The organism is Streptomyces sp. (assembly GCF_035645055.1).
GTDB lineage: Bacteria > Actinomycetota > Actinomycetes > Streptomycetales > Streptomycetaceae > Streptomyces.
The window spans coordinates 87,448-113,826 of the sequence record NZ_DASQNH010000013.1; the positions used below are offsets into that span (position 1 = coordinate 87,448).

General features: G+C 70.9%; 25 protein-coding genes, 2 rRNA genes and 1 riboswitch. Of the genes, 8 read left to right on the forward strand and 19 right to left on the reverse strand.

The window, feature by feature from the left end; translation table 11 throughout:
- Positions 1-50: 50 nt before the first annotated feature.
- The 3 genes from VE614_RS03835 to VE614_RS03845 form a co-directional block, all read right to left on the reverse strand.
- Complete coding sequence (locus tag VE614_RS03835; RefSeq protein ID WP_324931923.1) at positions 51-1,055, reverse strand: EamA family transporter; 1,005 nt, start codon at positions 1,053-1,055, stop codon at positions 51-53.
- A gap of 60 nt (positions 1,056-1,115) precedes the next feature.
- Positions 1,116-1,733, reverse strand: coding sequence for a Clp protease N-terminal domain-containing protein (locus tag VE614_RS03840; protein WP_324931926.1), 618 nt, complete (start codon positions 1,731-1,733; stop codon positions 1,116-1,118).
- Between the two features lie 538 nt (positions 1,734-2,271).
- Complete coding sequence (locus VE614_RS03845; RefSeq protein WP_324931928.1) at positions 2,272-2,913, reverse strand: PadR family transcriptional regulator; 642 nt, start codon at positions 2,911-2,913, stop codon at positions 2,272-2,274.
- Between the two features lie 205 nt (positions 2,914-3,118).
- Between VE614_RS03845 and VE614_RS03850 the strand changes: the two genes are divergently transcribed.
- Positions 3,119-3,928: a PhzF family phenazine biosynthesis protein gene (locus VE614_RS03850; protein WP_324931932.1), complete on the forward strand. Its 810-nt coding sequence runs from the start codon at positions 3,119-3,121 to the stop codon at positions 3,926-3,928.
- 48 nt (positions 3,929-3,976) lie between these two features.
- Here VE614_RS03850 and VE614_RS03855 read toward each other — a convergent pair whose 3' ends face one another.
- Together VE614_RS03855 and VE614_RS03860 are read right to left on the reverse strand one after the other, a co-directional pair.
- Positions 3,977-4,777, reverse strand: a complete 801-nt coding sequence (locus VE614_RS03855; RefSeq protein WP_324931999.1) for a type II CAAX endopeptidase family protein — start codon at positions 4,775-4,777, stop codon at positions 3,977-3,979.
- A gap of 102 nt (positions 4,778-4,879) precedes the next feature.
- Positions 4,880-6,397 carry a glutamate--cysteine ligase gene (locus VE614_RS03860; protein WP_324931935.1) on the reverse strand — a complete coding sequence of 506 codons (1,518 nt, stop codon included), beginning with the start codon at positions 6,395-6,397 and terminating at the stop codon, positions 4,880-4,882.
- A gap of 577 nt (positions 6,398-6,974) precedes the next feature.
- On the opposite strand from VE614_RS03860, the gene VE614_RS03865 reads away from it, so the two are divergent.
- Both VE614_RS03865 and VE614_RS03870 read left to right on the forward strand, forming a co-directional pair.
- Complete coding sequence (locus VE614_RS03865) at positions 6,975-7,577, forward strand: hypothetical protein (RefSeq protein ID WP_324931938.1); 603 nt, start codon at positions 6,975-6,977, stop codon at positions 7,575-7,577.
- Positions 7,578-7,864: 287 nt separating this feature from the next.
- Entirely contained in the window at positions 7,865-8,071 is a 207-nt protein-coding gene (locus tag VE614_RS03870; RefSeq protein WP_324931941.1) for a DUF5999 family protein, read from the forward strand.
- Between the two features lie 59 nt (positions 8,072-8,130).
- Here the strand turns inward: VE614_RS03870 and VE614_RS03875 are convergent, their stop codons facing one another.
- Positions 8,131-8,259: a hypothetical protein gene (locus VE614_RS03875; RefSeq protein WP_324931944.1), complete on the reverse strand. Its 129-nt coding sequence runs from the start codon at positions 8,257-8,259 to the stop codon at positions 8,131-8,133.
- Here VE614_RS03875 and VE614_RS03880 point away from each other — a divergent pair.
- From VE614_RS03880 to VE614_RS03895, 4 genes are all read left to right on the forward strand, one after another.
- Entirely contained in the window at positions 8,258-8,653 is a 396-nt protein-coding gene (locus VE614_RS03880; protein WP_324931947.1) for a helix-turn-helix transcriptional regulator, read from the forward strand. The two genes, VE614_RS03875 and VE614_RS03880, sit on opposite strands and share 2 nt — an antisense overlap.
- A 206-nt stretch (positions 8,654-8,859) precedes the next feature.
- Complete coding sequence (gene modA, locus VE614_RS03885; RefSeq protein WP_324931949.1) at positions 8,860-9,663, forward strand: molybdate ABC transporter substrate-binding protein; 804 nt, start codon at positions 8,860-8,862, stop codon at positions 9,661-9,663.
- Positions 9,660-10,487, forward strand: a complete 828-nt coding sequence (gene modB / locus VE614_RS03890) for a molybdate ABC transporter permease subunit (protein ID WP_324931953.1) — start codon at positions 9,660-9,662, stop codon at positions 10,485-10,487. The genes modA and modB overlap by 4 nt, the downstream gene beginning before the upstream one ends.
- Positions 10,484-11,578: an ABC transporter ATP-binding protein gene (locus VE614_RS03895; protein ID WP_324931956.1), complete on the forward strand. Its 1,095-nt coding sequence runs from the start codon at positions 10,484-10,486 to the stop codon at positions 11,576-11,578. The genes modB and VE614_RS03895 overlap by 4 nt, the downstream gene beginning before the upstream one ends.
- Before the next feature lie 121 nt (positions 11,579-11,699).
- Here the strand turns inward: VE614_RS03895 and gcvP are convergent, their stop codons facing one another.
- The gene (gene gcvP, locus VE614_RS03900; protein ID WP_324931959.1) at positions 11,700-14,585 is read right to left on the reverse strand and encodes an aminomethyl-transferring glycine dehydrogenase; all 2,886 of its coding nucleotides are present in this window, start codon (positions 14,583-14,585) and stop codon (positions 11,700-11,702) included.
- Between the two features lie 175 nt (positions 14,586-14,760).
- Positions 14,761-14,856: riboswitch (glycine riboswitch) on the reverse strand.
- A gap of 114 nt (positions 14,857-14,970) precedes the next feature.
- Between gcvP and VE614_RS03905 the strand changes: the two genes are divergently transcribed.
- Positions 14,971-15,342 carry a PRC-barrel domain-containing protein gene (locus tag VE614_RS03905; RefSeq protein ID WP_086738835.1) on the forward strand — a complete coding sequence of 124 codons (372 nt, stop codon included), beginning with the start codon at positions 14,971-14,973 and terminating at the stop codon, positions 15,340-15,342.
- Positions 15,343-15,680: 338 nt separating this feature from the next.
- Here VE614_RS03905 and VE614_RS03910 read toward each other — a convergent pair whose 3' ends face one another.
- From VE614_RS03910 to VE614_RS03965, 12 genes are all read right to left on the reverse strand, one after another.
- Positions 15,681-17,069: a DNA polymerase IV gene (locus VE614_RS03910; RefSeq protein ID WP_324931966.1), complete on the reverse strand. Its 1,389-nt coding sequence runs from the start codon at positions 17,067-17,069 to the stop codon at positions 15,681-15,683.
- A gap of 137 nt (positions 17,070-17,206) precedes the next feature.
- The gene (locus VE614_RS03915) at positions 17,207-17,851 is read right to left on the reverse strand and encodes a MerR family transcriptional regulator (RefSeq protein WP_324931969.1); all 645 of its coding nucleotides are present in this window, start codon (positions 17,849-17,851) and stop codon (positions 17,207-17,209) included.
- 253 nt (positions 17,852-18,104) lie between these two features.
- The gene (locus tag VE614_RS03920; RefSeq protein ID WP_004002801.1) at positions 18,105-18,578 is read right to left on the reverse strand and encodes a bifunctional nuclease family protein; all 474 of its coding nucleotides are present in this window, start codon (positions 18,576-18,578) and stop codon (positions 18,105-18,107) included.
- Positions 18,579-18,712: 134 nt separating this feature from the next.
- Complete coding sequence (locus tag VE614_RS03925; RefSeq protein ID WP_324931972.1) at positions 18,713-19,447, reverse strand: MerR family transcriptional regulator; 735 nt, start codon at positions 19,445-19,447, stop codon at positions 18,713-18,715.
- A gap of 44 nt (positions 19,448-19,491) precedes the next feature.
- Positions 19,492-20,454 carry an FHA domain-containing protein gene (locus VE614_RS03930; protein WP_324931975.1) on the reverse strand — a complete coding sequence of 321 codons (963 nt, stop codon included), beginning with the start codon at positions 20,452-20,454 and terminating at the stop codon, positions 19,492-19,494.
- A gap of 61 nt (positions 20,455-20,515) precedes the next feature.
- Positions 20,516-21,367 carry a DUF881 domain-containing protein gene (locus VE614_RS03935; RefSeq protein WP_324931977.1) on the reverse strand — a complete coding sequence of 284 codons (852 nt, stop codon included), beginning with the start codon at positions 21,365-21,367 and terminating at the stop codon, positions 20,516-20,518.
- A 5-nt stretch (positions 21,368-21,372) separates the two neighbouring features.
- The gene (locus VE614_RS03940; protein ID WP_003988855.1) at positions 21,373-21,705 is read right to left on the reverse strand and encodes a small basic family protein; all 333 of its coding nucleotides are present in this window, start codon (positions 21,703-21,705) and stop codon (positions 21,373-21,375) included.
- The gene (locus tag VE614_RS03945; protein WP_324931981.1) at positions 21,702-22,631 is read right to left on the reverse strand and encodes a DUF881 domain-containing protein; all 930 of its coding nucleotides are present in this window, start codon (positions 22,629-22,631) and stop codon (positions 21,702-21,704) included. The genes VE614_RS03940 and VE614_RS03945 overlap by 4 nt, the downstream gene beginning before the upstream one ends.
- 99 nt (positions 22,632-22,730) lie before the next feature.
- Positions 22,731-25,226, reverse strand: a complete 2,496-nt coding sequence (locus VE614_RS03950) for a mannose-1-phosphate guanyltransferase (protein WP_324931984.1) — start codon at positions 25,224-25,226, stop codon at positions 22,731-22,733.
- Positions 25,227-25,341: 115 nt separating this feature from the next.
- Positions 25,342-25,950 (reverse strand): CDP-alcohol phosphatidyltransferase family protein, encoded by a 609-nt coding sequence (locus VE614_RS03955; RefSeq protein ID WP_324931987.1) that lies wholly within the window; start codon positions 25,948-25,950, stop codon positions 25,342-25,344.
- A gap of 109 nt (positions 25,951-26,059) precedes the next feature.
- Positions 26,060-26,176: ribosomal RNA gene (gene rrf, locus VE614_RS03960) — 5S ribosomal RNA — on the reverse strand.
- Positions 26,177-26,260: 84 nt separating this feature from the next.
- Positions 26,261-26,379, reverse strand: a 23S ribosomal RNA gene (locus VE614_RS03965); the annotation flags it as partial.

Below are 26,379 nucleotides of genomic sequence, written 5' to 3' on the forward strand. Positions count from 1 at the left end.
AGCCGCCGGACCTCCCGGCCGGGCGGCCGCGCCGCCACGCAGCCGCGGCCTCACGCACCCGTGCCCCGCGCGGACAGCTCCCGCTCCGCGCCGCCGCCCTCCATCGGCTCCGAGCCGCTCTTCGCGGGTGCCGAGGACTGCGCGATGAACGCGCCGACCAGTACCACCGCACCGCCCGCGATCTGCGGCAGCGACAGGTGTTCGCCGAGCAGCACCCAGGCCAGGACGGTCGCGATCACCGCTTCCAGGCAGGCCACGACACCGGCGACCTGCGGCGAGAGCCGGCGTACCGCCAGCACGCCGGTGACATAGGCGACGACCGTGGCGACGAGCACGATCCAGCCGAGCAGCAGCCAGGCCGCGACCGGGGTGCCGTCCATGCGCGCGGTGCCGGTGAGCACCGACCAGTCCATCCCCCAGGGGCGGGCGACGACGGTCAGCACGGCGGCGCCGACGAGCAGGCCGTACGCGATCACGCCGAGCGGGTCGGGGGCGTCCTCGCCGGACTCGCTGCCCTGGTCGGACAGGACGAAGTAGCCGACCTGGCAGCAGGCGGCGCCGAGCGCGAGCAGCAGGCCGAGCGCGTCGAAACCGAGCCCCGACCACACCTCGACCACACAGGCGAGCCCGCCGACGGCGAGCACCACGCCGAGCGCGGCGGCCCGGGTCACCCGCCGCCGCTGCACGAAGCGCACCCAGCCGAGGACGAGCGCGGGCGCCAGGTACTCGACGAGCAGCGCGACCCCGACGGGGATCCGGGAGATCGCGGCGAAGTAGCAGGCCTGCACACCGGCGACGGCGAGCAGTCCGAACCCGGCGAGCAGCGCGGGGCGGCGGCGCAGCAGGGCGCGGTGCCGCACGGCGAGCGGAAGCATCACCAGGGCGGCCCCGGCGACCCGCAGCCACACCACGTGCAGGGGGTCGAGACCGGCCTCGATCAGCGGCTTGGCCGCGACTCCGGAGCCGCCGAACGCGACGGCCGACGCGAGTGCGAGACCGAGCCCGAAGCCCTTCCCACGGCTGCCCTGACTGCTTTCAGACGTATGCACCGGCACATGATGACAGGCGTTGACATGAGCTTCACCCCCGATGACACCTGTCTCACCGGCTGGACCTCAGAACCCCGCCTCGTCCCCCGCGGCGTGTTCCCGCGCGGGCCGCGCAAGCGGTGAAGACCGCGGCGGAGGCGAGGTCTCCTCGAGCAGCCGGACGTCGAGCGCCGGGCCGTCGATCCGCGCCCGCAGCCCGGTCACATCGATCCCGGCCCGGCCCAGCACCTCGACCGCCCGCGCCTCGGGGTCCACGAGGATCCCGGCCAGCAGATCCACCCCGCGCGCCCGGGCCTCCCCGCGCCGCCCGGCCCGCTCGCGGGCGTACGACAGCGCTGCCGCGGCCACCGGCGAACAGCCCTCCGCGCCGGGCACCACCGGGAGGGCGCCGGAGTCCTCGACACTGCCCTGCCAGCGCAGGCCGTAGCCGATGCTGCGCTGCACCAGATACCCGAGCAGCCGGGCGAGCCGCGGTCCGCCGTCGAGGACCGCCCGGACCTCGGGGTCGTACTCCAGCAGCGAGTGGAGGAGATGGGCGGTGTCGATCTGCGGGTCCCCGTCCCGCACGGCCCGGCGGCGGGCGGCGGCGAGCGCGGATGCCGTCCCGGCGTCGAGCCCGGCATCGTCGTCCACGCGGCGGGCGGCCCGGTCATGGACCGACTGCCGGGGGATGGGGGGGTGCACACCCCTACCCCATCAGCCCCTGCGGATCGGGGCATCCCCGGCGAGATGCATTTTTGCGTCCCACACAGAGCGGACGTCCCCGGCCCGGATCTCCTCCTCAGGGAGGAGATCAAGCCGTATCTCCTCCCGAGGCGCGCGCCGCCTTGCCGTGCGCCTGGAGGGCGACCATGGTGCCCCGCCGCACGGCCCACAGGGCGATGGACAGCGGGTGTCGGCTGGTCGCCCTGCCGGCGGTCGACGGACGGCAGTACGTGTGCCGGGTGTACGCCCCGCAGGACGCGCTGCCCGCCGACCCGTTCCGGGACGCCTGGCACTGCACGACGAGGGCCGTTCCCGCGCGTGTGGAACCTGTTCGACGCCGCGGTGACACAGCGAGTGGGCCGACGTCAGCCCGTCCCGCCCGCCGCAAAAAAGCTGACGGTCCGTCAGCCCTGGCGGCGGCGGGTCCACCGCCGTCTTCCGCGGGCGGGCGCGCGAGGACGCCCCGCGGACATCCCGCGGGGCGTCCTCGCCGCCGCAGATCGGCCCTCGCCGCGGATCAGTCCTCGTCGGCGAGGATCAGATACAGCTTCTTGCGGGCGTCGTTGATGACCGCCAGCGCCTTCTCGCGCTGTTCGGCGGTACCGGTCTTCCAGACCTGGCCGAAGGCCTCCATCAGACCGAACCCGGCCTGGCGGATGTCGTTCAGCGCCTCCCAGTCGACGCCCCGCGAGGCCTCCTCCCAGGGAGCGTCCGGGCCCTCCTCGGCCGCCGCACGGCCCGCCTCGGTGAGCGAGAACAGCTTCTTGCCGCCCTCGCTCTCGCTGGAGATCAGACCCTCGTCCTCCAGCAGCTGGAGGGTGGGGTAGACCGAGCCGGGGCTGGGCTTCCACGCGCCGCCGCTGCGCCCGGCGATCTCCTGGATCATCTCGTAGCCGTGCATCGGCCGGTCCTTCAGCAGGGCCAGGATCGAGGCCCGTACGTCACCGCGCCGCGCCCTGCCGCGCGGCCCGCCGCGGCCTCCCCGCGGACCCCAGGGGCCGCCCCCGAAGCCGGGCCCGCCGAAGCCGGGGCCACCCGGCCCGAAGGGGCCGAAGGCGGCACGCCGCCCCTCGAAGCCGTCACCGGTACCACCGCCGAAACCACCCCGGCCGTGCCGGCCGGAACCACCGTGTCCACGCTCGAATCCGTGGGAACGCATGGCGATCACTCCACTCCTTCAGTCGATATTCGTTCAGTCATTGAACTGTCGCGTATCGTTCGCGATGCTTCAACGATATATCGGAAGAGTCCGTACGGCAAGGCCCTGCCGACAGCCCCGGCCGCGGCCGGCCGCCCGCGAAATCGGTCCAGCACTCGTGAATTGGCCTTGGCCTGCGGCTTTGCCGGGCCCCTAGCGTCAAGCCATGCGGATTCGAATCGTCGACGCCTTCACCGACCGCCCCTTCACCGGCAACCCCGCCGGCGTCCTGCTTCTCGACGCCTTCCCGGACGACGCCTGGCTCCAGAACGTGGCCATGGAGGTCAACCACGCCGAGACCGCCTTCGCGCACCGGCTGCCCGAGGGCGGCGAGGCCGACTGGGCACTGCGCTGGTTCACCCCGGTCACCGAGGTCGACATGTGCGGCCACGCCACCCTGGCCACCGCCCACGTCCTGCGCGCCACCGGCGCCCACGAAGGCCCCGTACGCTTCGCCACCCGCAGTGGCGTCCTGATCGCGACGCCGCGCGGGGACGGCTCGATCACCCTGGACTTCCCCACCGCCCCGCTCACCCGCGTCGACGTCCCCGCCGGGGTCGCCGACGCCTTGGGCGCGGTGCCGCACGCGGTCTTCGACACCGGCCCCCACGTCGGCGACCTGCTGCTCGAACTCGCCGACGAGAAGACGGTCCACGCCCTGGCGCCGGACCACAAGGCGCTCGCCGCGTTCTCCCGGCGCGGCGTCATCGCCACCGCCCGCGCCGAGGATCCGGCGCGCGGATACGACTTCGTCTCCCGCTGCTTCTTCCCGAACGTCGGCATCGACGAGGACCCGGTGACCGGCAGCGCCCACACCGCGCTCGCCCCGTTCTGGTCCGAGCGCCTGGGCCGTACCGCCCTGACCGGCCTGCAGGCATCGCCGCGCTCCGGGCGCGTCCATGTCGAACTGCGCGGCGAGCGCACGCTGCTCAGCGGGAACGCGGTGACGGTGATCGAGGGCGAACTGCACGCGTGATCACACCGAAAGGGGCCGTACGACAGTGTCGTACGGCCCCTCTGCCGGTCACGCCGTCGGCAGCCAGCCGACCTTGCCCGCCAGCAGCGCGTAGCCCACGAACGCCCCGATGTCGAGCAGCGAGTGCGCCACCACCAGCGGCCCCACCCGCCCCCAGCGGCGGTAGAGGTGGACGAAGACGACACCCATCACCAGGTTGCCGATGAAACCCCCGATGCCCTGGTAGAGGTGGTACGAACCGCGCAGGACCGAGCTGGCCATCAGCGCGCTGCCGGGCGACCAGCCCAGCCGGCCGAGCCGGTGCAGCAGGTAGCCGACGACGATGACCTCTTCGAGCACGGCGTTCTGCAGCGCCGAGAGGATCAGCACCGGGAACTTCCACCACACGTCGGGCAACGCCTCGGGTACCACGGTGAGGTTGAAGCCCAGGCCGCGGGCGGCGAGATAGAAGGCGATGCCGGTGCTGCCGATCACGGCGGCGATCGCGGCGCCGCGTCCCAGATCGGGCCAGGGCCGGGTGCGGTCGAAGCCGAGGGTGCGCAGGCTCTGCCCCTCGCGCAGCAGGAAGTGCGCGACGAGGGCGACCGGCACCAGCGCCGTCGTGATCCCGAAGAGCTGCCAGGCGAGGTCGAGCCAGGGGCGGCCCGGCGCGGCCGAGGAGTTCAGCGTGGCGGCCTGGTCCTTGAGCCCGCCCGGCCTGGTCACCGAGCCGACGAAACTGATCAGGGCGGAGACGCCGCTGGCACCGAGCGACAGCGCCAGCACCAGCACCGTCTCGTCCCGCAGCACCCGCCGCCCGGGCCGCTCCCCCGGCGAGGTCCCTGCCACCGCACCCGCCTCGCCGCGCACTCTGCCTCCCACTGCCTCACGACAAACCCGGGACAGAGCTTACGAACTCCCCTGACCGTGAGGCCCGACGCCCCTGTCGGCGGGTGCGGGCGTGCCCTCACATCACCCCATCCCCACCTTTTCCGGCACCCCTACGGGCCACAGATGCACCGGCTCGTCCGATCGCATCAGCTCCGCGTACCGCCGAGTCGTCGCGGCCAGTGCCGCGTCCCTGGGCAGGCCGGCCTCCAGGGCCCGATGGAACGTCGCGACCTGCCAGGACGCCCCGTTCGCCCGCCGTCGGCAACGCTCTTCGATGACTCCGAGGTAGAAGTCCCGGTCCGCCGGTTCCACCCCCCAGGCGTCCAGCCCCGCCTCGGCCAGCGGCAGCAGCTCGTCGCGGACCAGGGTCACCGCGTCCGTCTCGGTGAGTCCGCCGTGCCGTCCGCGCCGCGGCCAGGTGAGCCGTGCCTCGATGCCGTACCGGCACGCCGCGTCGAAGTTGGCGGCCGCCGTCTCGAACGGCATCCGGGTCCACACGGGCCGCGACTCCTCGGCCAGCGCCCGGACCAGGCCGTAGTAGAACGCCGCGTTGGCCACGACATCCGTCACCGTGGGCCCGGCCGGCAGCACCCGGTTCTCCACTCGCAGATGCGGAACCCCGTCGGCGACGTCGTACACCGGCCGGTTCCAGCGGTAGACGGTGCCGTTGTGCAGCACCAGCTCGCCGAGCTTGGGAACCCCGCCCGCGTCGAGCACGGCCAGCGGTTCCTCGTCGTCGCAGATCGGCAGCAGTGCCGGGAAGTAGCGCAGGTTCTCCTCGAACAGGTCGTACGCCGAGGAGATCCACCGCTCCCCGAACCAGGTCCGCGGCCGCACGCCCTGCGCCTGGAGTTCGGGCGGCCGGGTGTCGGTGGACTGCTGGAACAGCGGCGGCCGGGACTCCCGCCAGAGCTCTCGGCCGAACAGGAAGGGCGAGTTCGCGCCGACGGCTATCTGCGCGGCCGACGCCGCCTGCGCCGCGTTCCACACATCGGCGAACCGGCCCGGCGTGACCTGGAGGTGCAGCTGCACCGAGGTGCAGGCGGCCTCGGGCGTGATGGACCGGGCGGTGCAGACGAGGTGTTCCACCCCGTCGATGTCGAGCGTGAAGTCCTCGCCGCGCGCGGCCACGATCTGATCGTTGAGCAGGGTGTACCGGTCGACGTCGGAGAGGTTCGAGGAGACCAGGTCGTCTCGCTCCAGCGTCGGCAGAATGCCGATCATCACGATTCCCGCGTCGACCTCTCCGGCTTTCCGGTGAGCATACGCCAACGAGGTGCGGAGTTCCTCGGCCAGTCGATCGAATACCCGCCCGCCCAGCGGGTGTGGGGCTACGTTGACCTCCAGATTGAACATGGCAAGTTCTGTTTGGAAATCACGGCTGGCGATCCTTTCGAGAACTTGACCGTTCAGCATTCTCGGCATGCCGTCGGCGCCCGCGAGATTCAGTTCGATCTCCAGGCCCATCAGATTCCTCGGCCGGTCGAAGCGCTTCTCCTCCAGGAGCCGCTCCAGACCCTTCAGGCACTTCTGGAGCTTGTCGCGGTAGCGCTGCCGATCGGACAGGTCGAACGCGCCTGCCTCGACCTTCTCCCCCATCGAAGCGTCCCTCCTTCGGTGGGCGGTCCGGGCGGCCCGGCCGCCGATGTGCGGGTCAGGGTGGATGATGCCCAGCCGTTGCGATCCATAACGTCCCCGGCCTGCGCCTCGGACGGCTACTCTGGTCACACCTGTCCAGATCGATCGACGGCACATTCCCCGGGCATGGCGCCGGAAGCATTTTCCGCGGGCCGCCCACTCGTGAAAAACGCCGACAAGAAACAGCCGACCGCGGCTCGCCCTTTGTGCGAGGTCAGCGGCGCGCGATCGGTCTGGAATCGGGAGGATTCCCCGCGTATCATCGACCTCCCACCGGCTGAATGACTTCTTGCCGAAGTGCCCCGGATCAGCTAGACGAAACACCGGGTGAACAACTGTCGTATAAACTCCGCGCACAAGGCAGAGAAGGTTGGCGCCCGGTCTCAGGAGCCTGCCGTCGGCACTCCGCGGCAAGCCCTCACCCGCATCTTTCGGGCACAGACCCCGGCCCCCGCCTCTCTGACCTCGTGAGCTGACAGCGTCGTCCGCCCCCAGCCCCCTCGCTTCACTGTGCCTGTCGAATGAGAGGCGACCCACCATGCCGCTGCATGTCCCCCAGGCTCCCGCGCCCGCACTTCGCTCCGTCCTCACGGCACTCGGTTCCCCCACCGCTGTCCGCGAGGCCCGAACTCCCTCGCTGCTCACCGCCCCGGGGCCCGTCACCCCCGAGCTGCCGCTGCCGGTGCACGTTCTCGACAGCGTCGGCGCGGACGGCGTGCCCGCCACCCGGCTGGCCGGCTGGCGTTTCCTGATCCGCTCCGGCGACCGTGCCGTGGCCGCCGCCGAGACCAGACTGACCCCGGACGGCTGGGCGTTCTCGCACTTCTTCGAGGGGCCGTACATCCGGTCCACCGAGCAGGCGCTGCACCAGGCCGGGACGCTGACCCAGCCCTATCAGCCGCGCCTGCTGTCCGTGCCGAGCCTGTACATGCTCACGCTCTGGCTGCACGGCGACTGCGCCGCGGACGGGGCGACGGGCAGCCCCGCGGCCACCGATCTGCTGGTGCCACTGGCACCCGCACCGCCCGGCATCGCCGCCCACCGCCCGCACCGCGTCGCCGAGCTGCTGCCGGTGCTGACCGTCAGGGCGGCCCCGGCGTCGCCGACGCCCCCGACACCCCTGCTCGGCTCGCCCGCCTGAGAACCGACCGGCCCCCGAGCACAACGCCTACCCCGCCACGAGATCCGTGGCGGGGTACGGCCGTTCGCCGCGTCCCCCGGCTGGACTAGCCCCTTCCGGCCATCGGAAACCACCCAAAGGGACAGTGCAGTTGGGATGAACCGTCCGCGTGGGTGACGCGTCATGAACCTATGAGAAGCGGTGCTGTGAAATCCCTGCGGATCGACGCCCGTGGGGCAACACTGGGGTTCCGACCGACTTATCCAACGGGGGCGGCCATGAACACGACAGAGCGAAAGATCCCGACAATGTGCCAGCACCAGCCACCGTGCCCGACCGCCGACTCCGCCGACCGGGAATCCGCCCGTCTCGTGGCGCACCACCCGGAGCAGGGATGGAGCCTGCTGTGCAACGGCGTCGTGCTCTTCGAGGACACCGGTGAGCTCCTGCCGGACGGCCAGATCATCGCCCCGCACCGTCCTGTGGACACCAGCCGGGTGATGACCGCCGCCTGAGCACCACCCGTACCGAGGGGCCGGCCCACGGACCGGCCCCGCTGCGTGTCCGCCGCCGGTCAAGCCTCCGGCACCCGGGCGAACCGGTCGAACGCCGCCTGCGCGTCGACGAGCAGACCGCTCCGGCGGTGTTCCGGGCGTCGGGGCTGGAGGAGCCGTGAGCCGGCCGGCCCTATCGTGACGGGCATGCACTCCTACACCATCGGCCAGGCCGCACGACTGCTCGGCGTCAGCCCCGACACCGCACGCCGCTGGGCGGACGCGGGCCGAGTGGCGACACACCGCGACGAGACCGGGCGCCGGCTCATCGACGGCCGGGACCTGGCCGCGTTCTCGGTCGAACTCGCCAAGGCCGGCAGCTCCGAGGAGGAGACCCCCCACACCTCCGCCCGCAACGCCTTCCCCGGCATCGTGACCGCGATCAAGCTCGGCGATGTCGCGGCCCAGGTCGAGATCCAGGCGGGTCCCCACCGCCTGGTCTCCCTGCTCACCCGTGAGGCCGTGGAGGAACTGGGCCTGGAGGTGGGCATGGAGGCCACGGCACGCGTCAAGTCGACGAATGTCCATGTCGACCGCAGCTGAGGGCCGACTCTCTCCGTAGGAACGTACATGCGCGCCTCCGACTGCCCAAAGCTCGCTCATGCGATGCTCCAGCAGACTTTCAGCTCGCATCTGCGTCACTATGATCGGCGTAAGGGACACCCGGGACCCCGTACGCGTCACCGCGCGGGACGCGCCGCGGACGAAGTGCGCGAGACACCCGTGGACGACAGAGAGAGTGGCCAGTGATGACCCGTACCACTGCCCGCAGGACCCTGCGCATCGCCGGCGCGGGCGTCGCGGCGCTGCTCACCCTGAGCGCCTGCTCGTCCTCCTCCGACGACGACGCCACCGAGAACTCAAGGTCCCCGAAGCTCTCCGGCACGGTCACCGTCTTCGCCGCCGCCTCCCTCGAGGAGAGCTTCCAAACCCTGGGCGCGGAGTTCGAGCGGCAGCACCCCGGCACCGAGGTGTCCTTCAACTTCGGCGGCAGCGACAGCCTCGCCGCGGGCATCACCAACGGCGCGCCCGCCGACGTCTTCGCCGCCGCGAGCCCGAAGACCATGGCCGTCGTCACCGACCGGGACGGCACGGCCGGCCGGCCGGTCACCTTCGTCCGCAACCAGCTCCAGATCGCCACCCTGCCGGGCAACCCGGAGAAGATCTCCGCCCTCGAGGACCTCACCGAGCCGGGCCTGAAGGTCGTGCTGTGCGACACGGAGGTGCCCTGCGGTGCGGCCGCCCAGAGGGCCCTCGACGCCGCCGGACTCGACCTCGAACCCGTGTCGTACGAGCAGGACGTCAGGGGCGCCCTGACCAAGGTGGAACTGAAGGAGGCCGACGCCGCCGTCGTGTACCGGACGGATGTGCGGGCCGCGGGTGACAAGGTGGAGGGCGTGGACTTCCCCGAGTCGGCCGACGCCGTCAACGACTACCCGATCGCCCTGCTCAAGGACGCCCCCCACGCCCAGGCCGCCAAGGCGTTCATCGCGCTGGTCCGGTCCGCCGAGGGCCAGAAGGTGCTCACCGACGCCGGGTTCCTCAAGCCATGAGCCCCGAGAGCCCGGCGGGCGGACCGCCCCGGCGCCTCAAGGGCTCGCGCGCAGTGCCGCTGCCTCTCCTGGCCCCCGCGCTCCTCGGACTGGCCTTCCTGCTGGTGCCGCTGATCGCCCTCCTCGTCCGCACCCCCTGGCGCGGCCTGCCGGTGCAGCTCACCAGCCCCGGGGTGTGGGAGGCGCTCCGGCTGTCCCTCATCTGCGCCACGGCCGCGACCGCGCTCAGCCTGGTCCTCGGCGTCCCGCTGGCCTGGCTGCTGGCCCGCACCGAGTTCCCCGGGCGCGGCCTGGTCCGCGCGCTGGTGACCCTGCCGCTCGTCCTGCCGCCGGTGGTGGGCGGTGTCGCGCTGCTGCTGGCCCTCGGCCGCAACGGCGTCGTCGGGCGGTGGCTCGACGCGTGGTTCGGCATCACGCTGCCGTTCACCACCGCGGGCGTCGTCCTCGCGGAGACGTTCGTCGCGATGCCGTTCCTGGTCATCAGCGTGGAGGGCACCCTGCGCGCCGCAGACCCGCGCTACGAGGAGGCCGCCACCACCCTCGGCGCCTCCCGCTTCACCGCCTTCCGCCGGGTCACCCTGCCCCTGATCGCCCCCGGCATCGCGGCGGGCGCCGTCCTGGCCTGGGCCCGCGCGCTGGGCGAGTTCGGCGCGACGATCACGTTCGCGGGCAACTTCCCCGGCCGCACCCAGACCATGCCGCTCGCCGTCTACCTGGCCCTCCAGAACGACCCCGCCGCCGCGATCGCCCTCAGCCTGGTCCTCCTGGCCGTCTCCATCGCGGTCCTGGCAGGCCTGCGCGACCGCTGGATGAGAGCCACATGACCGAGAACGGCCCACCCGCGAACAGCACTCCGAGCAAGGCCCCCGCACAGAACGGCGGCCTGGACGCCCGTCTGATCGTCGACCGAGGGACCTTCCGCCTGGACGTCGCCCTCTCCGCCGCCCCCGGCGACGTCGTCGCCCTCCTCGGCCCGAACGGCGCCGGCAAGACCACCGCGCTGCGCGCCCTCGCCGGGCTCACCCCGCTCACCGGCGGGCATCTGCGGCTGGACGGCGTCACGCTGGACCGTACGCCGCCCGAGTCCCGCCCGGTCGGGGTCGTCTTCCAGGACTATCTGCTCTTCCCGCACCTCACCGCCCTGGACAACGTGGCGTTCGGACCGCGCTGTCAGGGCGCGACCAAGGCGGCGGCCCGCGCGCATGCCGCCACCTGGCTGGACCGCATGGGCCTCGCCGAGCACGCCGGCGCCAAGCCGCGCCGCCTCTCCGGCGGCCAGGCCCAGCGGGTCGCCCTCGCCCGCGCCCTGGCCACCCGCCCCCGGCTGCTGCTCCTGGACGAGCCGCTGGCCGCCCTGGACGCCCGCACCCGCCTGGAGGTGCGCGCCCGGCTCCGCCACCACCTGGCCGACTTCGAGGCCGTGGCCGTGCTGGTGACCCATGACCCGCTGGACGCCATGGTGCTGGCCGACCGGCTGGTGGTGGTCGAGGACGGGCGGGTCGTGCAGGAGGGGACGCCCGCCGAGATCGCCCGCCGCCCGCGCACCGACTACGTCGCCCAGCTGGTCGGCCTGAACCTCTACAAGGGCCGCGCCGAGGGCCACACGGTCCGCCTGGACGCGGGCCCGGCCATCACCACCACCGAGGACCTCGTCGGCCCGGTGTTCGTCGCGTTCCCGCCGGGCGCGGTGACCCTCTACCGCGAGCGCCCCGCCGGCTCCAGCGCCCGCAACCTCTGGCGCTGCTCGGTCACCGGCCTGGAGACCCACGGCGACCAGATCCGCACCGCCCTCACCGGTGAGCTCCCGCTCGCCGCGGACCTCACCACGGTCGCCGCCGCCGAGCTGGACCTGCACCCCGGCGCGGAGGTCTGGGCCACGGTGAAGGCCACCCAGACGCACGCGTACCCCGCCTGAGGGGCGCCCCCGGAACGCACGCGCCTGAGGGGCGTCCCCGAACGCGGAAAGGGCCCCGCTCCGGCCGTCCAGGCCGAAGCGGAGCCCCGCCCGCGAGGGATCCGCGAGGGATCGCGCGGGATCAGTCCTCGTACGCGTCCAGGGGCGGGCACGAGCACACCAGGTTCCGGTCACCGAACGCCTGGTCGATCCGGCGCACCGGCGGCCAGTACTTGTCGGCGGCGGAGACCCCGCCCGGGAAGACGGCCTCGTCGCGGCTGTACGCGTGTTCCCACTCGCCGCCGACCGCGCCCGCGGTGTGCGGCGCGTTGCGCAGCGGGTTGTCGTCGGCGGGCCACTCACCCGTGCCGACCTTCTCGATCTCCGCGCGGATGGCGATCATCGCGTCGCAGAACCGGTCCAGCTCGGCCAGGTCCTCGGACTCGGTCGGCTCGATCATCAGCGTGCCGGCCACCGGGAACGACATCGTCGGCGCGTGGAAGCCGAAATCGATGAGCCGCTTGGCGACGTCGTCGACGCTCACACCGGTCGCCTTGGTGATCGGACGCAGGTCGATGATGCACTCGTGCGCGACCAGCCCGCCGGGACCCGTGTAGAGCACTGGGTAGTGCGGCTCTAGGCGCTTGGCGACGTAGTTGGCGCTGAGCACCGCCACCTGCGTGGCCCGCTTCAGCCCCTCGCCGCCCATCAGCCGGACGTACGCCCACGAGATCGGCAGGATGCCCGCGGAGCCCCACGGCGCGGCCGAGATCGGGCCGACGCCCGTCTCCGGACCGGCGGCGGGCTGGAGCGGGTGGTTCGGCAGGTACGGCGCCAGGTGCTCGCGGACGGCCACCGGGCCGACACCGGGACCGCCGCCGCCGTGCGGGATGCAGAAAGTCTTGTGCAGGTTCAGGTGGGAGACGTCACCGCCGAAGTGGCCCGGCTTGGCCAGCCCGACCAGCGCGTTCAGGTTGGCGCCGTCGACGTACACCTGGCCGCCCGCCTCGTGCACCCGGGCGCAGATCTCGGAGACGTGCTCCTCGAACACACCGTGCGTCGAGGGGTACGTGATCATGAGAACGGCCAGCTCGTCGCGGTACTGCTCGATCTTGGCCCGCAGGTCGTCGACGTCGATCTCGCCGTCCTCGGCGGTCTTGACGACCACGACCTTCATCCCGGCCATGACGGCGCTCGCGGCGTTCGTCCCGTGCGCGGAGGACGGGATCAGGCAGACGGTGCGCTGCTCGTCGCCGTTGGCCCGGTGGTAGCCGCGTACGGCGAGCAGACCGGCCAGCTCGCCCTGCGAACCGGCGTTCGGCTGGAGCGACACCTTGTCGTAACCGGTGACCTCGGCCAGCCGGTCCTCCAGCTCGCGGATGAGCGTGAGGTAGCCCTCCGCCTGCTCGGCGGGCGCGAACGGGTGCAGCTGGCCGAACTCCGGCCAGGTGACCGGCTCCATCTCCGTGGTCGCGTTGAGCTTCATGGTGCAGGAGCCCAGCGGGATCATGCCGCGGTCGAGCGCGTAGTCCCGGTCGGCGAGCCGGCGCAGGTAGCGCAGCATCGCGGTCTCGGACCGGTGCTGGTGGAAGACCGGGTGGGTGAGGAAGTCGTCGGTGCGCAGCAGGTCACCGGGGAGCACGTCCCCGGTGGCCGCGTCCAGCGCCTCGACGTCGCCCTCGACCCCGAAGGCGGTCCATACGGCGCTCAGCTGAGCCCGCGTGGTGGTCTCGTCGCAGGCGATCGACACCTGATCGGCGTCGACGAGCCGCAGGTTGACACCGTTCTCGCGGGCCGCGGCGACGACCTCGGCGGCCCGGCCGGGCACCCGCGCGGTCACCGTGTCGAAGAACGCGCCGTGGACGACCTCGACCCCACCGTTGGCCAGGCCCGCGGCCAGGATCGACGCGTAGCGGTGGGTGCGCCGGGCGATGCCCTTCAGGCCCTCCGGGCCGTGGTAGACGGCGTACATCCCGGCCATCACGGCGAGCAGCACCTGCGCGGTGCAGATGTTGCTGGTCGCCTTCTCGCGGCGGATGTGCTGCTCACGGGTCTGGAGCGCGAGCCGGTAGGCCCGGTTGCCGTCGGCGTCGACCGACACGCCGACCAGCCGTCCGGGCAGGCTGCGCGCCATCTTGTCCTGCACCGCCATGTAACCGGCGTGGGGCCCGCCGAAGCCCATCGGCACACCGAACCGCTGGGTCGTGCCGACGGCGATGTCCGCGCCCAGCTCGCCGGGCGACTTCAGCAGCGTCAGCGCGAGCAGGTCGGCGGCGACGGTGACGAGGGCGCCCAGCTCGTGCGCCTGGTCGATGACCGGCTTGATGTCCCGCACGGCACCGGAGGCGCCCGGGTACTGGATCAGCACGCCGTTGATCTCGCGCCCGGCGACCTCCGCCGGGATGCCGTCGCTCAGGTCGGCGACGACCACCTCGACACCGGTCGGCTCGGCGCGGGTCTGGATGACGGCGATGGTCTGCGGCAGCGCGTCCGCGTCGACCAGGAACAGCCCCTTCTTGTTCTTGCCCATGCGCCGGGACAGCGCCATCGCCTCGGCGGCGGCCGTGCCCTCGTCGAGCAGCGAGGCACCGGAGGTCGGCAGGCCGGTGAGGTCGGCGACCATGGTCTGGAAGTTCAGCAGCGCTTCCAGACGACCCTGGGAGATCTCCGGCTGGTACGGCGTGTAGGCCGTGTACCAGGCGGGGTTCTCCATCACGTTCCGCAGGATCACGGGCGGCGTGAAGGTGCCGTAGTAGCCGAGACCGATCATGGAGCCCAGGACCTGGTTGCGGTCGGCCAGCGCCCGCAGCTCGGCCAGCACCTCGGCCTCGGAGCGCGCACCCGGCAGGTCCAGGGCGTCGGCGTTCTTGATCACATCCGGGACCGCGGCGGCGGTCAGCTCGTCCAGCGAGCCGTAGCCGATCTGCGCGAGCATCTTGGCCCGAGCCTCCTGGTCGGGCCCGATGTGGCGCTGCTCGAACGGAATGCCCTGTTCGAGTTCGGAGAGCGGAATGCGAGGGGCGGTCATTGCGGAGGCCTCCTGGTCTGACGCGACCTGCGAGGGGCACCACGGCGCGGGTGCCCGGACGGCCTCCCCCTCTGTCATCTCAACCTGAGAGCTTCACCGGATCACCCGAGGGATCCGGCTTTCACCGTCGGTGAGAGCGGAAGCCGTCGACACCCGCTCTGCTTTCCAGAGTGACCTCGTCCGTGCGGTACGTGGGCCTGAGAGATTCCGGGGAGGATTTGCTCCTTCGGCGCCTCCGGTCGTCTCCGGAGGACTCTCCCGCACGGGGTCAGCAGCCGTTGCCAGCCTACCAGCGCGGTCAACGCCCAGGCGTTCGAGTGGCCGCCTGCTCCAATGTGCTCTTTCGTAGTGCTTACGGATGAGTTGCGACCACGTGGAGGGCCCGGTGCAGACCGACATCGATCCGCGCAACCTGATCGGCCGCAAGGCGTTCGACCGCAACGGCACCAAGATCGGCACCATCGACGAGGTCTACCTCGACGACGCGACCGGCGTCCCGGAGTGGGCCGCCATACGCACGGGCCTGTTCAGCAGGGACGCCTTCGTCCCCCTCGAACCCAGCGAGCTGATCGAGGGCAGCCTCCACGTGCCCTTCGACCGCGCCCTGATCAAGGACGCCCCCGACTTCGGCGTGGGCCGGCACCTCTCCCCCGACCAGGAACTCCAGCTCTACCACCACTACGGCCTCGACATCGCGCCCCCGCCCGCGCTCCCGGACCACGAGTTCGGCAAGCTGGCGGGGACGGACGAGACCTGAGCCCCCGGGGTGAGCGGCCACCGGCGGGGCCGGGCGAGCACCCACCGGCTTCACCCACCGAGCCCGTCCGGCCGCGACCGCCCAGCCGCTCACCCCGGGTCCCACCCCGACACCACGGTCCGACACCTCCCCTTCCCCGGGACCTCCAGCCCCACCAGGACCCGCGGGCCCAGAACCCCCGGACCCGCCCGGCCCGCCGGGACCCATTGGGCTGCCGAGACGGCCAGGCCCGCCCGAGGCCACCATGACCTGCGGGGCCGCCAAGACCGCCGGTAATGCCCGGATGACCGAAGCCGCCCGGACTGCCGTGGCCGCCCGAACCGCTCTGCCGGAACCACTCACACCGCGACACCGCCGGGATCACCAGGGCCCGCTGGCCCCACGGGCCCCCCGACTCTTCGCCGCACCAGCGGCAACGGCTCAGCCGCCTCCAGCGCCGGATCATCGATCCGGAACGTCCGCACCCGGCCCGGCTCCGAATCCGGGGTCTCGAACCGCACGGTCACCCTCCCCAACCCGCTGCCCTGCACCCAGCCGTGCCCGTACTCGGCGTGCACCACGTCATGCCCCGCCGACCAGTGCCGCTCGGCCGGCTCGTCCCCCACCGGCCCCCGCTCCTCGACCCCGGCCTCGAAAGGCCCGTCCTCCCGCTCCCCCGCCGCCTGCGCGAACAGGTCCTCCTGTGTGTAGTCCGCGAGGCCGGTGACACCGACCCCGAGCAGCCGGACCCCGCCCGTGGTGTCCACCGAATCCAGCAGCCGCGCCGCGGCCTCCCGCACCACCGCCGGGTCGTCCGTGGGGCCGCGCAGCGTCTCGGAGCGGGTCAGCGTGGAGAAGTCGTACCGGCGCACCTTCAGCACGATGGTCCGCCCCGACAGCCCCGCGCCCCGCAGCCGCCGCACACACCGGTCCGCCAGCCGCTGCACCTCCAGACCCACCCGGACCCGGTCGTGGATGTCCACGTCGTAGGTGTCCTCCACCGACACCGACTTCGCCTCCCGCTCGGCGACCACGGGCCGCTCGTCCCTGGCCAGCGCCATGGCGTGGAGCGCGTGCCCGTGCGCCTTGCCGAGCAGACGCACCAGCTCGTCCTCCCCCGCCTCGGCGAGTTCCTCGACCGTGGTGATCCCTGCGCGCCGCAGGTGATCCCCCGTCGCCGGGCCCACGCCGGGCAGCGTCCGCACCGGCATCGGCCCGAGCAGCGCCCGCTCCGTCCCCGGCTCGATCAGCACCAGCCCGTCCGGCTTGGCCTGCTCGGACGCGATCTTCGCGAGCATCTTGGAGGCCGCCAGCCCCACCGACCCGGTCAGCCCGGTCACCGCGCGGATGTCCGCCCGCAGCTTCGTCCCCGCCAGCCGCGCCGACTCCTCGTCCCAGGCCGTACCCCCGGCCTCCAGATCCACGAACGCCTCATCGAGGCTCAACGGCTCCACCAGCGGCGACAGCGATCTGAGCAGCTCCATCACCTGCTCGCTGATCGACCGGTACAGACCGAAGCGCGGCACCAGATACGCGGCGTTCGGCGCCAGCCGCCGCGCCTGCGCCATCGGCATCGCCGAGTGCACCCCGAAGACCCGTGCCTCGTACGAGCAGGTGGCGACCACACCCCTGGGCCCCAGGCCGCCCACGATGACGGCCTTCCCGCGCAGACTCGGCTTCGACGCCTGCTCCACCGAGGCGAAGAAGGCATCCATGTCGAGATGCAGGATCGTGGGCGCGGTTCTCACATCTCCGATGCTGCACCACACCACTGACAATGCGGCCCCACGCCCCAGTAAGCGCTTGAGAACCGCTCACTCCACTGCCCCCGCAACACACCGGCGGATCCCCCGGCACGCCGCCTGCGACCGCCTCGGCGACCGGCTCAGACCGCGCGGTTGCGCCGCCGTGCCAGCTCGTCGGCCGGGTTCTGCCCGACCAGCGTCTCCCCCGTGTCGATGCGCTCTCCATGCAGCTGGGACAGCGCGTTCTCGACGTCCCGCCACACCACGCCGACCGCGATCCCGAAGATTCCCTGACCGCCCTGGAGCAGCGCGTGGACCTCGTCGGGGGAGGTGCACTCGTACACCGTCGCGCCGTCGCTCATCAGCGTCATACGCTCAAGATCACGGAAACCGCGTTCCCTGAGATGCTGAACCGCGGTGCGGATGTTCTGCAGGGACACCCCGGTGTCGAGGAACCGCTTGACGATCTTCAGCACGACGACGTCCCGGAAGCTGTACAGCCGCTGGGTCCCGGACCCGTAGGCGGGCCGCACGCTCGGCTCCACCAAACCCGTACGCGCCCAGTAGTCCAGTTGCCGATAGGTGATGCCGGCGGCCGCGCAGGCCGTCGGACCGCGGTAGCCGACCTCCTCGGCCGCCTGGGACGCCGCCCCCTCGCCGTCGGGCACCGCCGTTGGCCGCTGCGGAGCGTGATCGGCCGCCCTGCCGTGAAGCGGATACGGACCGCGCTCCCCGAGACCGCGTCCGGGGACACCCCCAGCCGTACCGTCGCCGCTGCTTCTCACGCCGACCTCCGTCCTTGACCTGCCTTCTCGACGGTAGGCAGTCACCAAGGGTGCGTCAACGATCGCCACACTCGGCACGCCGAGTGATAATCACCCTAAGAGTGGTTTCCCGTACCCCACCGCGGGGAAAGGCTAGCCGAATGCTCTCGGCGGGAGCCGCAGGACGCTCTCACTCGCCGCAGGCACGTGCCGACGGAGTGCTGTCACGGGCGCGCGGCCCCGCAGACCCGAGAGCCGCTGGACCGCGCCCGCCTCACTGGCTGCTGGTGCCGAAGTCCTCGGGGGAGATCTGGTCGAGGAACTCGCGGAATTTCTCCACCTCGTCCTCCTGCTCGTCCGGAATCGCGATACCGGCGTCGTCCAGCACCCCGTCACTGCCGTAGATCGGCGTGCCGGTGCGCAGGGCCAGCGCTATGGCATCGGAAGGACGGGCGCTCACCTCGACCCCACTGGCGAAGACCAGCTCCGCGTAGAAGACGCCTTCACGCAGGTCCGTGATGCGCACTTCGGTGAGCTCCTGGCCGACGGCCTCCAGCACGTCCTTGAACAGGTCGTGGGTCAGCGGCCGCGCGGGGGCCATGCCCTGCTGGGCAAAAGCGATCGCCGTCGCCTCCCCCGGCCCGATCCAGATGGGGAGGTAACGGTCGCCTCCCACTTCACGCAGGAGCACGATCGGTTGGTTGGAGGGCATTTCCACCCGGACACCTACGACATCGAGCTCGTTCACACAGCAACCCTAGGCCGTGCTCGGGATGTTTGGGTAGTCGGGCCGGTATCAGGCGTCCGATCCGGCCGTCCGGGCCCTCTCGGCCAGACGCCGACGGGCCCGCCCGCACGGCCCCTCGCGGCGGCATGCCCGGCTCAGGGCAGCCGCACCCCGAGGGCGGTCTGCACCAGCGCCGCGTGCAGCTTCACCGTGAGTCCCGCCAGCTCCTTGCTCCGCGCCTCGGCGAGCGCCCTGGTCTGGGGATTGCGGTGGCGCTTCAGCGGAGCCACCACCTGGTCCACCAGCCCGGCCTCCCGGTCGGCGGCGGCCTTCATCAAACGCAGATGGCGCGGCTCGATCCCGAACCGCCCCAGCTCCGCCACCAGGGTCGCCACGGTGACGGTCTCCGCGTCGTACACCCCGTCGGACAGGGCCGTGATCAGGCCGTACGCCTCCCACTCGGCCAGCTGTCGCTCGTCGATCCCGGCAGCGGCGAGCAGCTGGGCCCGCCCGATCCGGGCCGCCGTGGGCCCCTCGGCCGGCTCCGGGGCCTCGCCGTCACGCTGCCTGCCGAGCGTGGGAAGCCGTACGTCCTCGCCGCGCTCCATCGCGTCGAGGTACTCACGGATCACCTTGAGGGGCAGGTAGTGGTCCCGCTGCATTCTCAGGACGTGACCGAGACGCTCGACGTCACCGGCGCTGAACTTGCGATACCCCGACGGAGTCCGTTGCGGCTCGATCAGCCCCTCCGACTCCAGGAAACGGATCTTGGAGATCGTGACCTCGGGGAACTCCTCGCGCAGCACGTTCAGCACCGTGCCGATGCTCATCAGCCCACTGTCCGCGGCGGCGGTACCGTGGCCGGCACCGCCGCTCGGTGTTTGAAGCATGGACCTTCCCTGGGGTTCCCCCCGGACTGCGTCCGGGGGGAGGGTCAGATGCCCTGCCGACTGGCGTAGAACACCAGCCGGTACTTGCCGATCTGCACCTCGTCACCGTTCGACAGAGCGACCTGGTCGATCCGCTCGCGGTTGACGTACGTGCCGTTCAGACTGCCCACGTCGGTCACCGTGAACGAGCCGTCCGGGCTGCGCCGGAACTCCACATGCCGCCTGGAGACGGTGACGTCGTCCAGGAAGATGTCGCTCTGCGGATGGCGCCCCGCCGTGGTCAGGTCGCTGTCCAGCAGGAACCGGCTCCCCGAGTTGGGCCCGCGGCGCACCACCAGCAGCGCGGAGCCCAGCGGCAGCGCGTCGACGGCGGCCTGCGCCTCCGGGGAGAGCGTCGGCATCGGCGTCTGACCGGTGGCCTCGGCGTCGTAGGCCTCCAGACCGCTGATGGAGATGGTGGAGGTCGTCTCCGACGGACGCTCCGGCGTCGCGCCCGCCCGCAGCGGCGCGCCGCAGTTGGAACAGAAGCGGCTGCTCTCCGCGTTGCGGTTACCGCACCTCGTACACACCAGGACCGACATGGACGGATCCTCCTGCCGCGGCTGCCCCGCCGGGGCATTGGACGCGTACGGACCAGAGGAGAACCCTCCACCCGTACTTGAGGTTGACGGTTGCCCGAAACCTATGCCGCCGGACTGGCCAGGGTCAACAGACGCCACGCCCTGACCTCCCGAAATGTCACCGCCCGGACCAGCCACCTGGTCCCGGAACAGTGGGCGCTGGCCCTCCGCGTCAGGCTGTGCACGATGGCGAGCGGTCGCGTTGCTGTCGCGGCCCTCTCGTGCGCTCTTGCCGAACAACTTCGCAAACAACTTCACGGGCGATTCCCCTTGACCGAAACAGACCCGCCCGTGGGGCAGGACGAACCCTGATTGCACACACTGGTCGAGCCGGACATCCTCACAACGTCCGTGTCCACCAGACAGTTTCCACCACGCACCACCCAATCGGTGCGCCGACCCCCCGCAACCTCATGCCCTCGCCGGAAGTCCGCCATGCACCGGCGGTTCACTGGGAGGACGACCGAGCGTAGTCAGGTCGCTTCGCGGCCCGCAAGGCGTCCACGACGATCTTGTCGGACCGCTCGACGGTCACGGTGGCCTGCTCCTTCTCAAGCGTCTGCACCACGCCTCCAGGGATGTTCAGCGCCGGTTCGAGGTCCTGCGGCTTGCCGATGACCTTGAAACGATAGGGCGCGTTGATCTTGTTCCCATCGACGCTCACACTTTCGCCGGAATCCGTGAGGTAGGTTCCGGCGACCACCCGCACGCCGTTCACCTGGATCGCCTCCGCGCCGGCGGCGCGCAGCTCCTGGATGGCGTCGAGCAGCATGTCCGCCTCGACCGTCCCCTTGGTGTCCTCGATGGTCATGGTGATGCCGGGGCCCTCCGCGGCCACCGTGCCCGCCAGGACGCCGAGTTGTCTCTCCTTCTCGATCGTCTGCCGACGGGCCTCCTCGGCCTGGTTCGAGCTGTTCTCCAGCTCGTCCCGCTGCTTCTCGAGCCCCTGCTTCTCGTCTTCAAGACGCTGCGTGCGGTCATCGAGTTCATCGAGGATGCGGACCAGATCCTCCTGCCGCGCCCCGCGCAGGGCGTCGTCGCCCTCGCTGTTCGACGCGACCTGCACGGCCAGCCCGAAACCGAGCCCGAACAGCAGCACGGCCACGATGAGTTGGGCCCGGGTCACCCTCGGCGGCCACAGCCCCTTCACCAGCCGCTGCCGGCCGGTCAGCGCCGGCGCGGCCGCACCCTCCGGCTCGGCGACACCCTCCGGCTCGCCCGCCTGCGGTACCGCCGCCGGCACCTCCTCTGGCAGCTCCCTGCGCAGCCGGTTCTCACCCGTTTCGTCGAGGTTGCTCATCGGCCTCACGCCCGGAACACGTGCCGGCGGATCGCCGCGGCGTTGGAGAAGATCCGGATGCCGAGCACGACCACGACACCGGTGGACAGCTGGGCGCCCACACCCAACTTGTCGCCCAGGAACACGATCAGCGCGGCGACGACCACGTTCGACAGGAACGAGACCACGAAGACCTTGTCGTCGAAGATGCCGTCGAGCATGGCCCGCAGACCACCGAAGACGGCGTCGAGTGCCGCCACCACGGCGATCGGCAGATAAGGCTCGACGACCGCCGGAACCTCGGGCCGGACCAACAGGCCGGCCACGACTCCCACGACGAGGCCCAGTACGGCGATCACGATGTGCCTTTCTCAGTTCTCGGCTGTGCTGACTCAGTGCTCGGCCGCGCGGTGCGCACGGTCACGCTCGGCGCGGCGGGCAGCCGGAGATCGTCCTCCACGGAGATGGCGGTCCGGATGCCGAAGTTCTCCTGCAGCGCATGCAGATACAGCCCGTCCGCACTGTTCTGGAACCGGGCGCTCAGGTTCTTCCCGTCGCCCACCGCGAGGACCGTGTACGGCGGTACCAGTGGCCGGTTGTCGACCAGTATGGCGTCGCCCGCGGCCCTGATCGCCGACAGCGCGGTCAGCCGCTGCCCGTTGATCGAGACGGCCTCCGCGCCGGACTCCCACAGACCGTTGACCACCCGCTGCATGTCCCGGTCGCGCACCCGCCCGGTGTCGGAGAAACCGGAGGTCCCGCGCGGGTCCGCGTCACCGCCGGCGCGGGAGTCCTTGGCGTCGTCGACGACGAGCCTGACCCCGGGGCCCTGCACCTCGGTGGCGCCCGACAGGATGCCCATCAGCTCCATGCGCTCGCCGCCACCGCTCTGCTTGAGCGCCGCCCGCCGACGCGCGTCGACCTCGCCCCGCAGCTCCTCGACGTCGCTCTCCAGTTCATCGGCCGCCTCGGTCTCCCGGTCGATGCGGTCGATCAGCTCCTCGCGCTCCTTGGCCAGAGCGGGAGCGGCCACCCGGGCCTGCGCGGCACCGACGGTGACCACGAGGGCGGCCAGGACCAGGCCGGCGGCGAGACCCAGCCGGGCCCGGAGGGTCCTGGGCATCCCCCCGCCCCCCGCGGCCTTCTTCCGCGCCGCCGCCTCGGCGTAGCCGTCGTCGAGGCTGTGGTCCATGACGTTGGTGAGCAGCGACATGGACGCGTCCGGACGCGCGTAGGGACGCGGGGACGTGCTCCGAACGGGGGGCTCCTGCGGCATGCCGCACATCGTCGCACGTCGCGGCCAGTACCTCCGAATGGCCCCACCGGCGTGCCGGACAGGCCCCCTTGGGGGACACTTGTCCGGCACGCGCGCGTGCAGGGCGTTTTACCGTCCGGCGCTGTCCACGACCGCCGACCACTCGTCGAGCAGGGCCTGCGCCGACGCGTCGTCCGGCCCCTCGGCCCACAGGTGCGTGACCGCCTCCGCCGGGTCGGGCAGCACCATCACCCAGCGCCCGTCGGCCTCCACCACCCGCACTCCGTCGGTGGTGTCCACGAAGCGGTCACCGGCCGCCTCGACGACCCGCCGCATGACCAGCCCCTTGACGGCCCACGGAGTCGCCAGGTCCCGCTTGAGGACGTGGGCCCGCGGAATCCGCGCGTCGATCTGGCTGAGGGTGAGCTGAGTCCGCGCCACCAGCCCGATCAGCCGCACGAAGGCCGCCGTGCCGTCGAAGACACTGCTGAACTCCGGAACGATGAAGCCGCCCTTGCCGTCACCGCCGAAGATCGTCGACTCCTCGGCCCCGACCCGCGTGAGGTCGTCGGGCGAGGTGGTGGTCCACTCCACCTGCGTCCCGTGATACGCCGCCACCTGCTCGGCGATCCGCGTGGTGGTGACGGGCAGTGCCACCCGCCCGCTGCGCCGCTCGGCGGCCACCAGGTCGAGCATCACCAGCAGCGCCCGGTCGTCCTCGACGATCCGTCCCTTCTCGTCGACCAGCGACAGCCGCTCGCCGACCGGGTCGAACCGCACCCCGAACGCCGCCCGCGCGGACGCGACGATCTCACCGAGCCGCACCAGGCCCTTGCGTCGCGCCTCCGCCGACTCGGTCGGCCGGGACTCGTCCAGACCGGGGTTGATGGTCAGGGAGTCCACCCCGAGCTTGCCGAGCAGACTCGGCAGCAACAACCCCGCGCTGCCGTTCGAGGCGTCGACGACGACCTTCAGACCGGACTCGGCGATCCCCGTCGTGTCGACGTTCCGCAGCAGCGACCCGGTGTACGAGTCGAACACGCTCGCCGGGAAGTGCAGGTCCCCGATCTCACCCGGGAACGCCCGCCGGTACTCCTGCCGCGCGAACACCCGGTCGAGCTTGCGCTGACTGGCCTGCGACAGATCCGCGCCCTGCCCGTCGAAGAACATGATGTCCACCGAATCAGGCACCCCGGGCGTGGTCCGGATCATGATCCCGCCGGCACTCCCCCGCGCGGTCTGCTGCCGCGCCACGGGCAGCGGTACGTTCTCCAGGTCCCGTACGTCGATGGCGCTGGCCTGCAGCGCGGAGATCACCGCCCGCTTCAGCGCACGCGCGCCGCGGGAGTGGTCACGCGCCGTGGTGACCGTCGCGCCCTTCTTGAGCGTGGTGGCATACGCCCCGGCCAGCCGCACGGCGAGTTCGGGCGTGATCTCCACGTTGAGGATGCCGGAGACGCCACGAGCGCCGAAGAGGTGCGCCTGGCCCCGGGACTCCCAGATGACCGAGGTGTTGACGAAGGCGCCGGCCTCGATCGTCTTGAACGGATAGACCCGCACATTGCCCTGCACGATCGATTCTTCACCGATCAGGCACTCATCACCGATGACCGCGCCGTCCTCGATCCGCGCGGCCCGCATGATGTCGGTGTTCTTCCCGACCACGCAGCCCCGCAGATTGCTGTGCGGCCCGACGTACACGTTGTCGTGCACCACGGCCTTGTGCAGGAAGGCGCCGCTCTTGACGACGACGTTCGAGCCCACCACGGTGTGCTCGCGGATTTCGGCATCGGCCTCCACCTTGGCGTAGTCGCCGATGTAGAGCGGGCCCCGCAGAACGGCATCGGGATGGACCTCCGCTCCCTCGGCCACCCACACACCCGGGGAGATCTCGAAGCCGTCGATCTCGACGTCGACCTTGCCCTCCAGGACATCGGCCTGCGCCTTCACATAGCTCTCGTGGGTACCGACGTCCTCCCAGTAGCCTTCGGCGACATAGCCGTAGATCGGCTTGCCCTCCTTCATCAACTGCGGGAAGACATCGCCGGACCAGTCGACGGGCACATCGGCCTCGACATAGTCGAAGACCTCGGGCTCCATCACATAGATACCGGTGTTCACGGTGTCCGAGAAAACCTGGCCCCAGGTCGGCTTCTCCAGGAAGCGCTCGACCTTGCCCTCTTCGTCCACGATGGTGATGCCGAACTCCAGAGGATTCGGCACCCGCGTCAGACAGACCGTGACCAGCGCACCCTTTTCCTTGTGGAAGTTGATCAGGTCTGTGAGGTCGAAGTCGGTCAGAGCGTCACCAGAGATGACGAGGAAGGTGTCGTCCTTCAGCGCCTCTTCGGCGTTCTTGACGCTTCCCGCAGTACCGAGGGGCTTCTCCTCGTTGGCATAGGTGAGCTCCATTCCGAGCTCTTCACCGTCACCGAAGTAGTTCTTGACCAGCGAGGCAAGGAACTGCACAGTGACGACGGTCTCGTTGAGACCATGCCTTTTGAGCAGCCGCAGAACGTGCTCCATGATCGGCCGGTTGGCCACCGGCAGGAGCGGCTTGGGCATGCTTGAGGTCATAGGGCGAAGGCGCGTGCCTTCGCCGCCGGCCATCACGACGGCCTTCATGTCGGAAGCGTCCTCCTAGAAGAGACGACGGTCTCGCCGACTTCACCCGTCCGAATTGTCCCGCACTTTTCCCGTGCGGGCCATCGCGCCGTTGCGACCGCACCAATCGGCGAGTTCAATCGGCCACGGTGTCCGCACGAACGAGACGGCGGACCTGGACCACGTAGAGGACTCCTGCCCACCAATAGAGGGTTGTACCCCATCCGGCGAACGCCCATCCGAAAATAGCAGCGAGTGACGAGATCCAGCCAGTTCCGTCACTGAGCAACAGCAGCGGGAAGGCGTACATGAGGTTGAAGGTGGCAGCCTTGCCAAGGAAGTTCACCTGCGGCGGCGGATAGCCGTGCCGTCGGAGGATGCCCACCATCACCAGCAGAACCAGCTCCCGCGCCAGCAGGAGAGCCGTCAACCAGAGCGGCAGAATCTCCCGCCAGGTGAGGCCGATCAGGGTCGAGAGAATGTACAGCCGGTCAGCCGCGGGGTCGAGAAGCCGGCCGAGGCTGCTGATCTGGTTCCAGCGCCTCGCCAGCTTGCCGTCCAGATAGTCGCTGACGCCGCTGAGAGCCAGCACCAGCAGCGCCCAGCCGTCACTCTTCGGACCGCCGAACTCCGGCCTGAGGATCAGCCACAGGAAGAGCGGCACGCCGACGAGACGCGCCATGCTGAGGATGTTCGGGATGGTGAGCACCCGGTCTGTCTGAACACGGGTCTCCTGGACCTCCACCCGGGGGCCTCCTGTGGGAAACGTACCAACGATGCCCCCTGACCTTACCTCAACGCAAAAAAGCTCTGGCTCTCGGGCTGTATGCCCAAGAGCCAGAGCTCTAAAAGGAGTTCGGCGGTGTCCTACTCTCCCACAGGGTCCCCCCTGCAGTACCATCGGCGCTGTAAGGCTTAGCTTCCGGGTTCGGAATGTAACCGGGCGTTTCCCTCACGCTATGACCACCGAAACACTATGAAACTGTCAACCGCACCACGCTGTGGACGTGGGGTTGTTCGTGGTTTCAGAACCAACACAGTGGACGCGAGCAACTGAGGACAAGCCCTCGGCCTATTAGTACCGGTCAACTCCACACGTTACCGTGCTTCCATATCCGGCCTATCAACCCAGTCGTCTACTGGGAGCCTTACCCCATCAAGTGGGTGGGAGTCC

Bases quoted from the DNA above. Each gene is read 5' to 3' on its own strand.
- VE614_RS03845 (WP_324931928.1), bottom strand. From the start codon at position 2,913: ATGCGTTCCCACGGATTCGAGCGTGGACACGGTGGTTCCGGCCGGCAC.
- VE614_RS03850 (WP_324931932.1), top strand. From the start codon at position 3,119: ATGCGGATTCGAATCGTCGACGCCTTCACCGACCGCCCCTTCACCGGC.
- VE614_RS03860 (WP_324931935.1), bottom strand. From the start codon at position 6,397: ATGGGGGAGAAGGTCGAGGCAGGCGCGTTCGACCTGTCCGATCGGCAG.
- VE614_RS03865 (WP_324931938.1), top strand. From the start codon at position 6,975: ATGCCGCTGCATGTCCCCCAGGCTCCCGCGCCCGCACTTCGCTCCGTC.
- VE614_RS03870 (WP_324931941.1), top strand. From the start codon at position 7,865: ATGTGCCAGCACCAGCCACCGTGCCCGACCGCCGACTCCGCCGACCGG.
- VE614_RS03880 (WP_324931947.1), top strand. From the start codon at position 8,258: ATGCACTCCTACACCATCGGCCAGGCCGCACGACTGCTCGGCGTCAGC.
- VE614_RS03875 (WP_324931944.1), bottom strand. From the start codon at position 8,259: ATGCCCGTCACGATAGGGCCGGCCGGCTCACGGCTCCTCCAGCCCCGA.
- modA (WP_324931949.1), top strand. From the start codon at position 8,860: ATGACCCGTACCACTGCCCGCAGGACCCTGCGCATCGCCGGCGCGGGC.
- modB (WP_324931953.1), top strand. From the start codon at position 9,660: ATGAGCCCCGAGAGCCCGGCGGGCGGACCGCCCCGGCGCCTCAAGGGC.
- VE614_RS03895 (WP_324931956.1), top strand. From the start codon at position 10,484: ATGACCGAGAACGGCCCACCCGCGAACAGCACTCCGAGCAAGGCCCCC.
- gcvP (WP_324931959.1), bottom strand. From the start codon at position 14,585: ATGACCGCCCCTCGCATTCCGCTCTCCGAACTCGAACAGGGCATTCCG.
- VE614_RS03925 (WP_324931972.1), bottom strand. From the start codon at position 19,447: ATGCTTCAAACACCGAGCGGCGGTGCCGGCCACGGTACCGCCGCCGCG.
- VE614_RS03935 (WP_324931977.1), bottom strand. From the start codon at position 21,367: ATGAGCAACCTCGACGAAACGGGTGAGAACCGGCTGCGCAGGGAGCTG.
- VE614_RS03945 (WP_324931981.1), bottom strand. From the start codon at position 22,631: ATGTGCGGCATGCCGCAGGAGCCCCCCGTTCGGAGCACGTCCCCGCGT.
- VE614_RS03950 (WP_324931984.1), bottom strand. From the start codon at position 25,226: ATGAAGGCCGTCGTGATGGCCGGCGGCGAAGGCACGCGCCTTCGCCCT.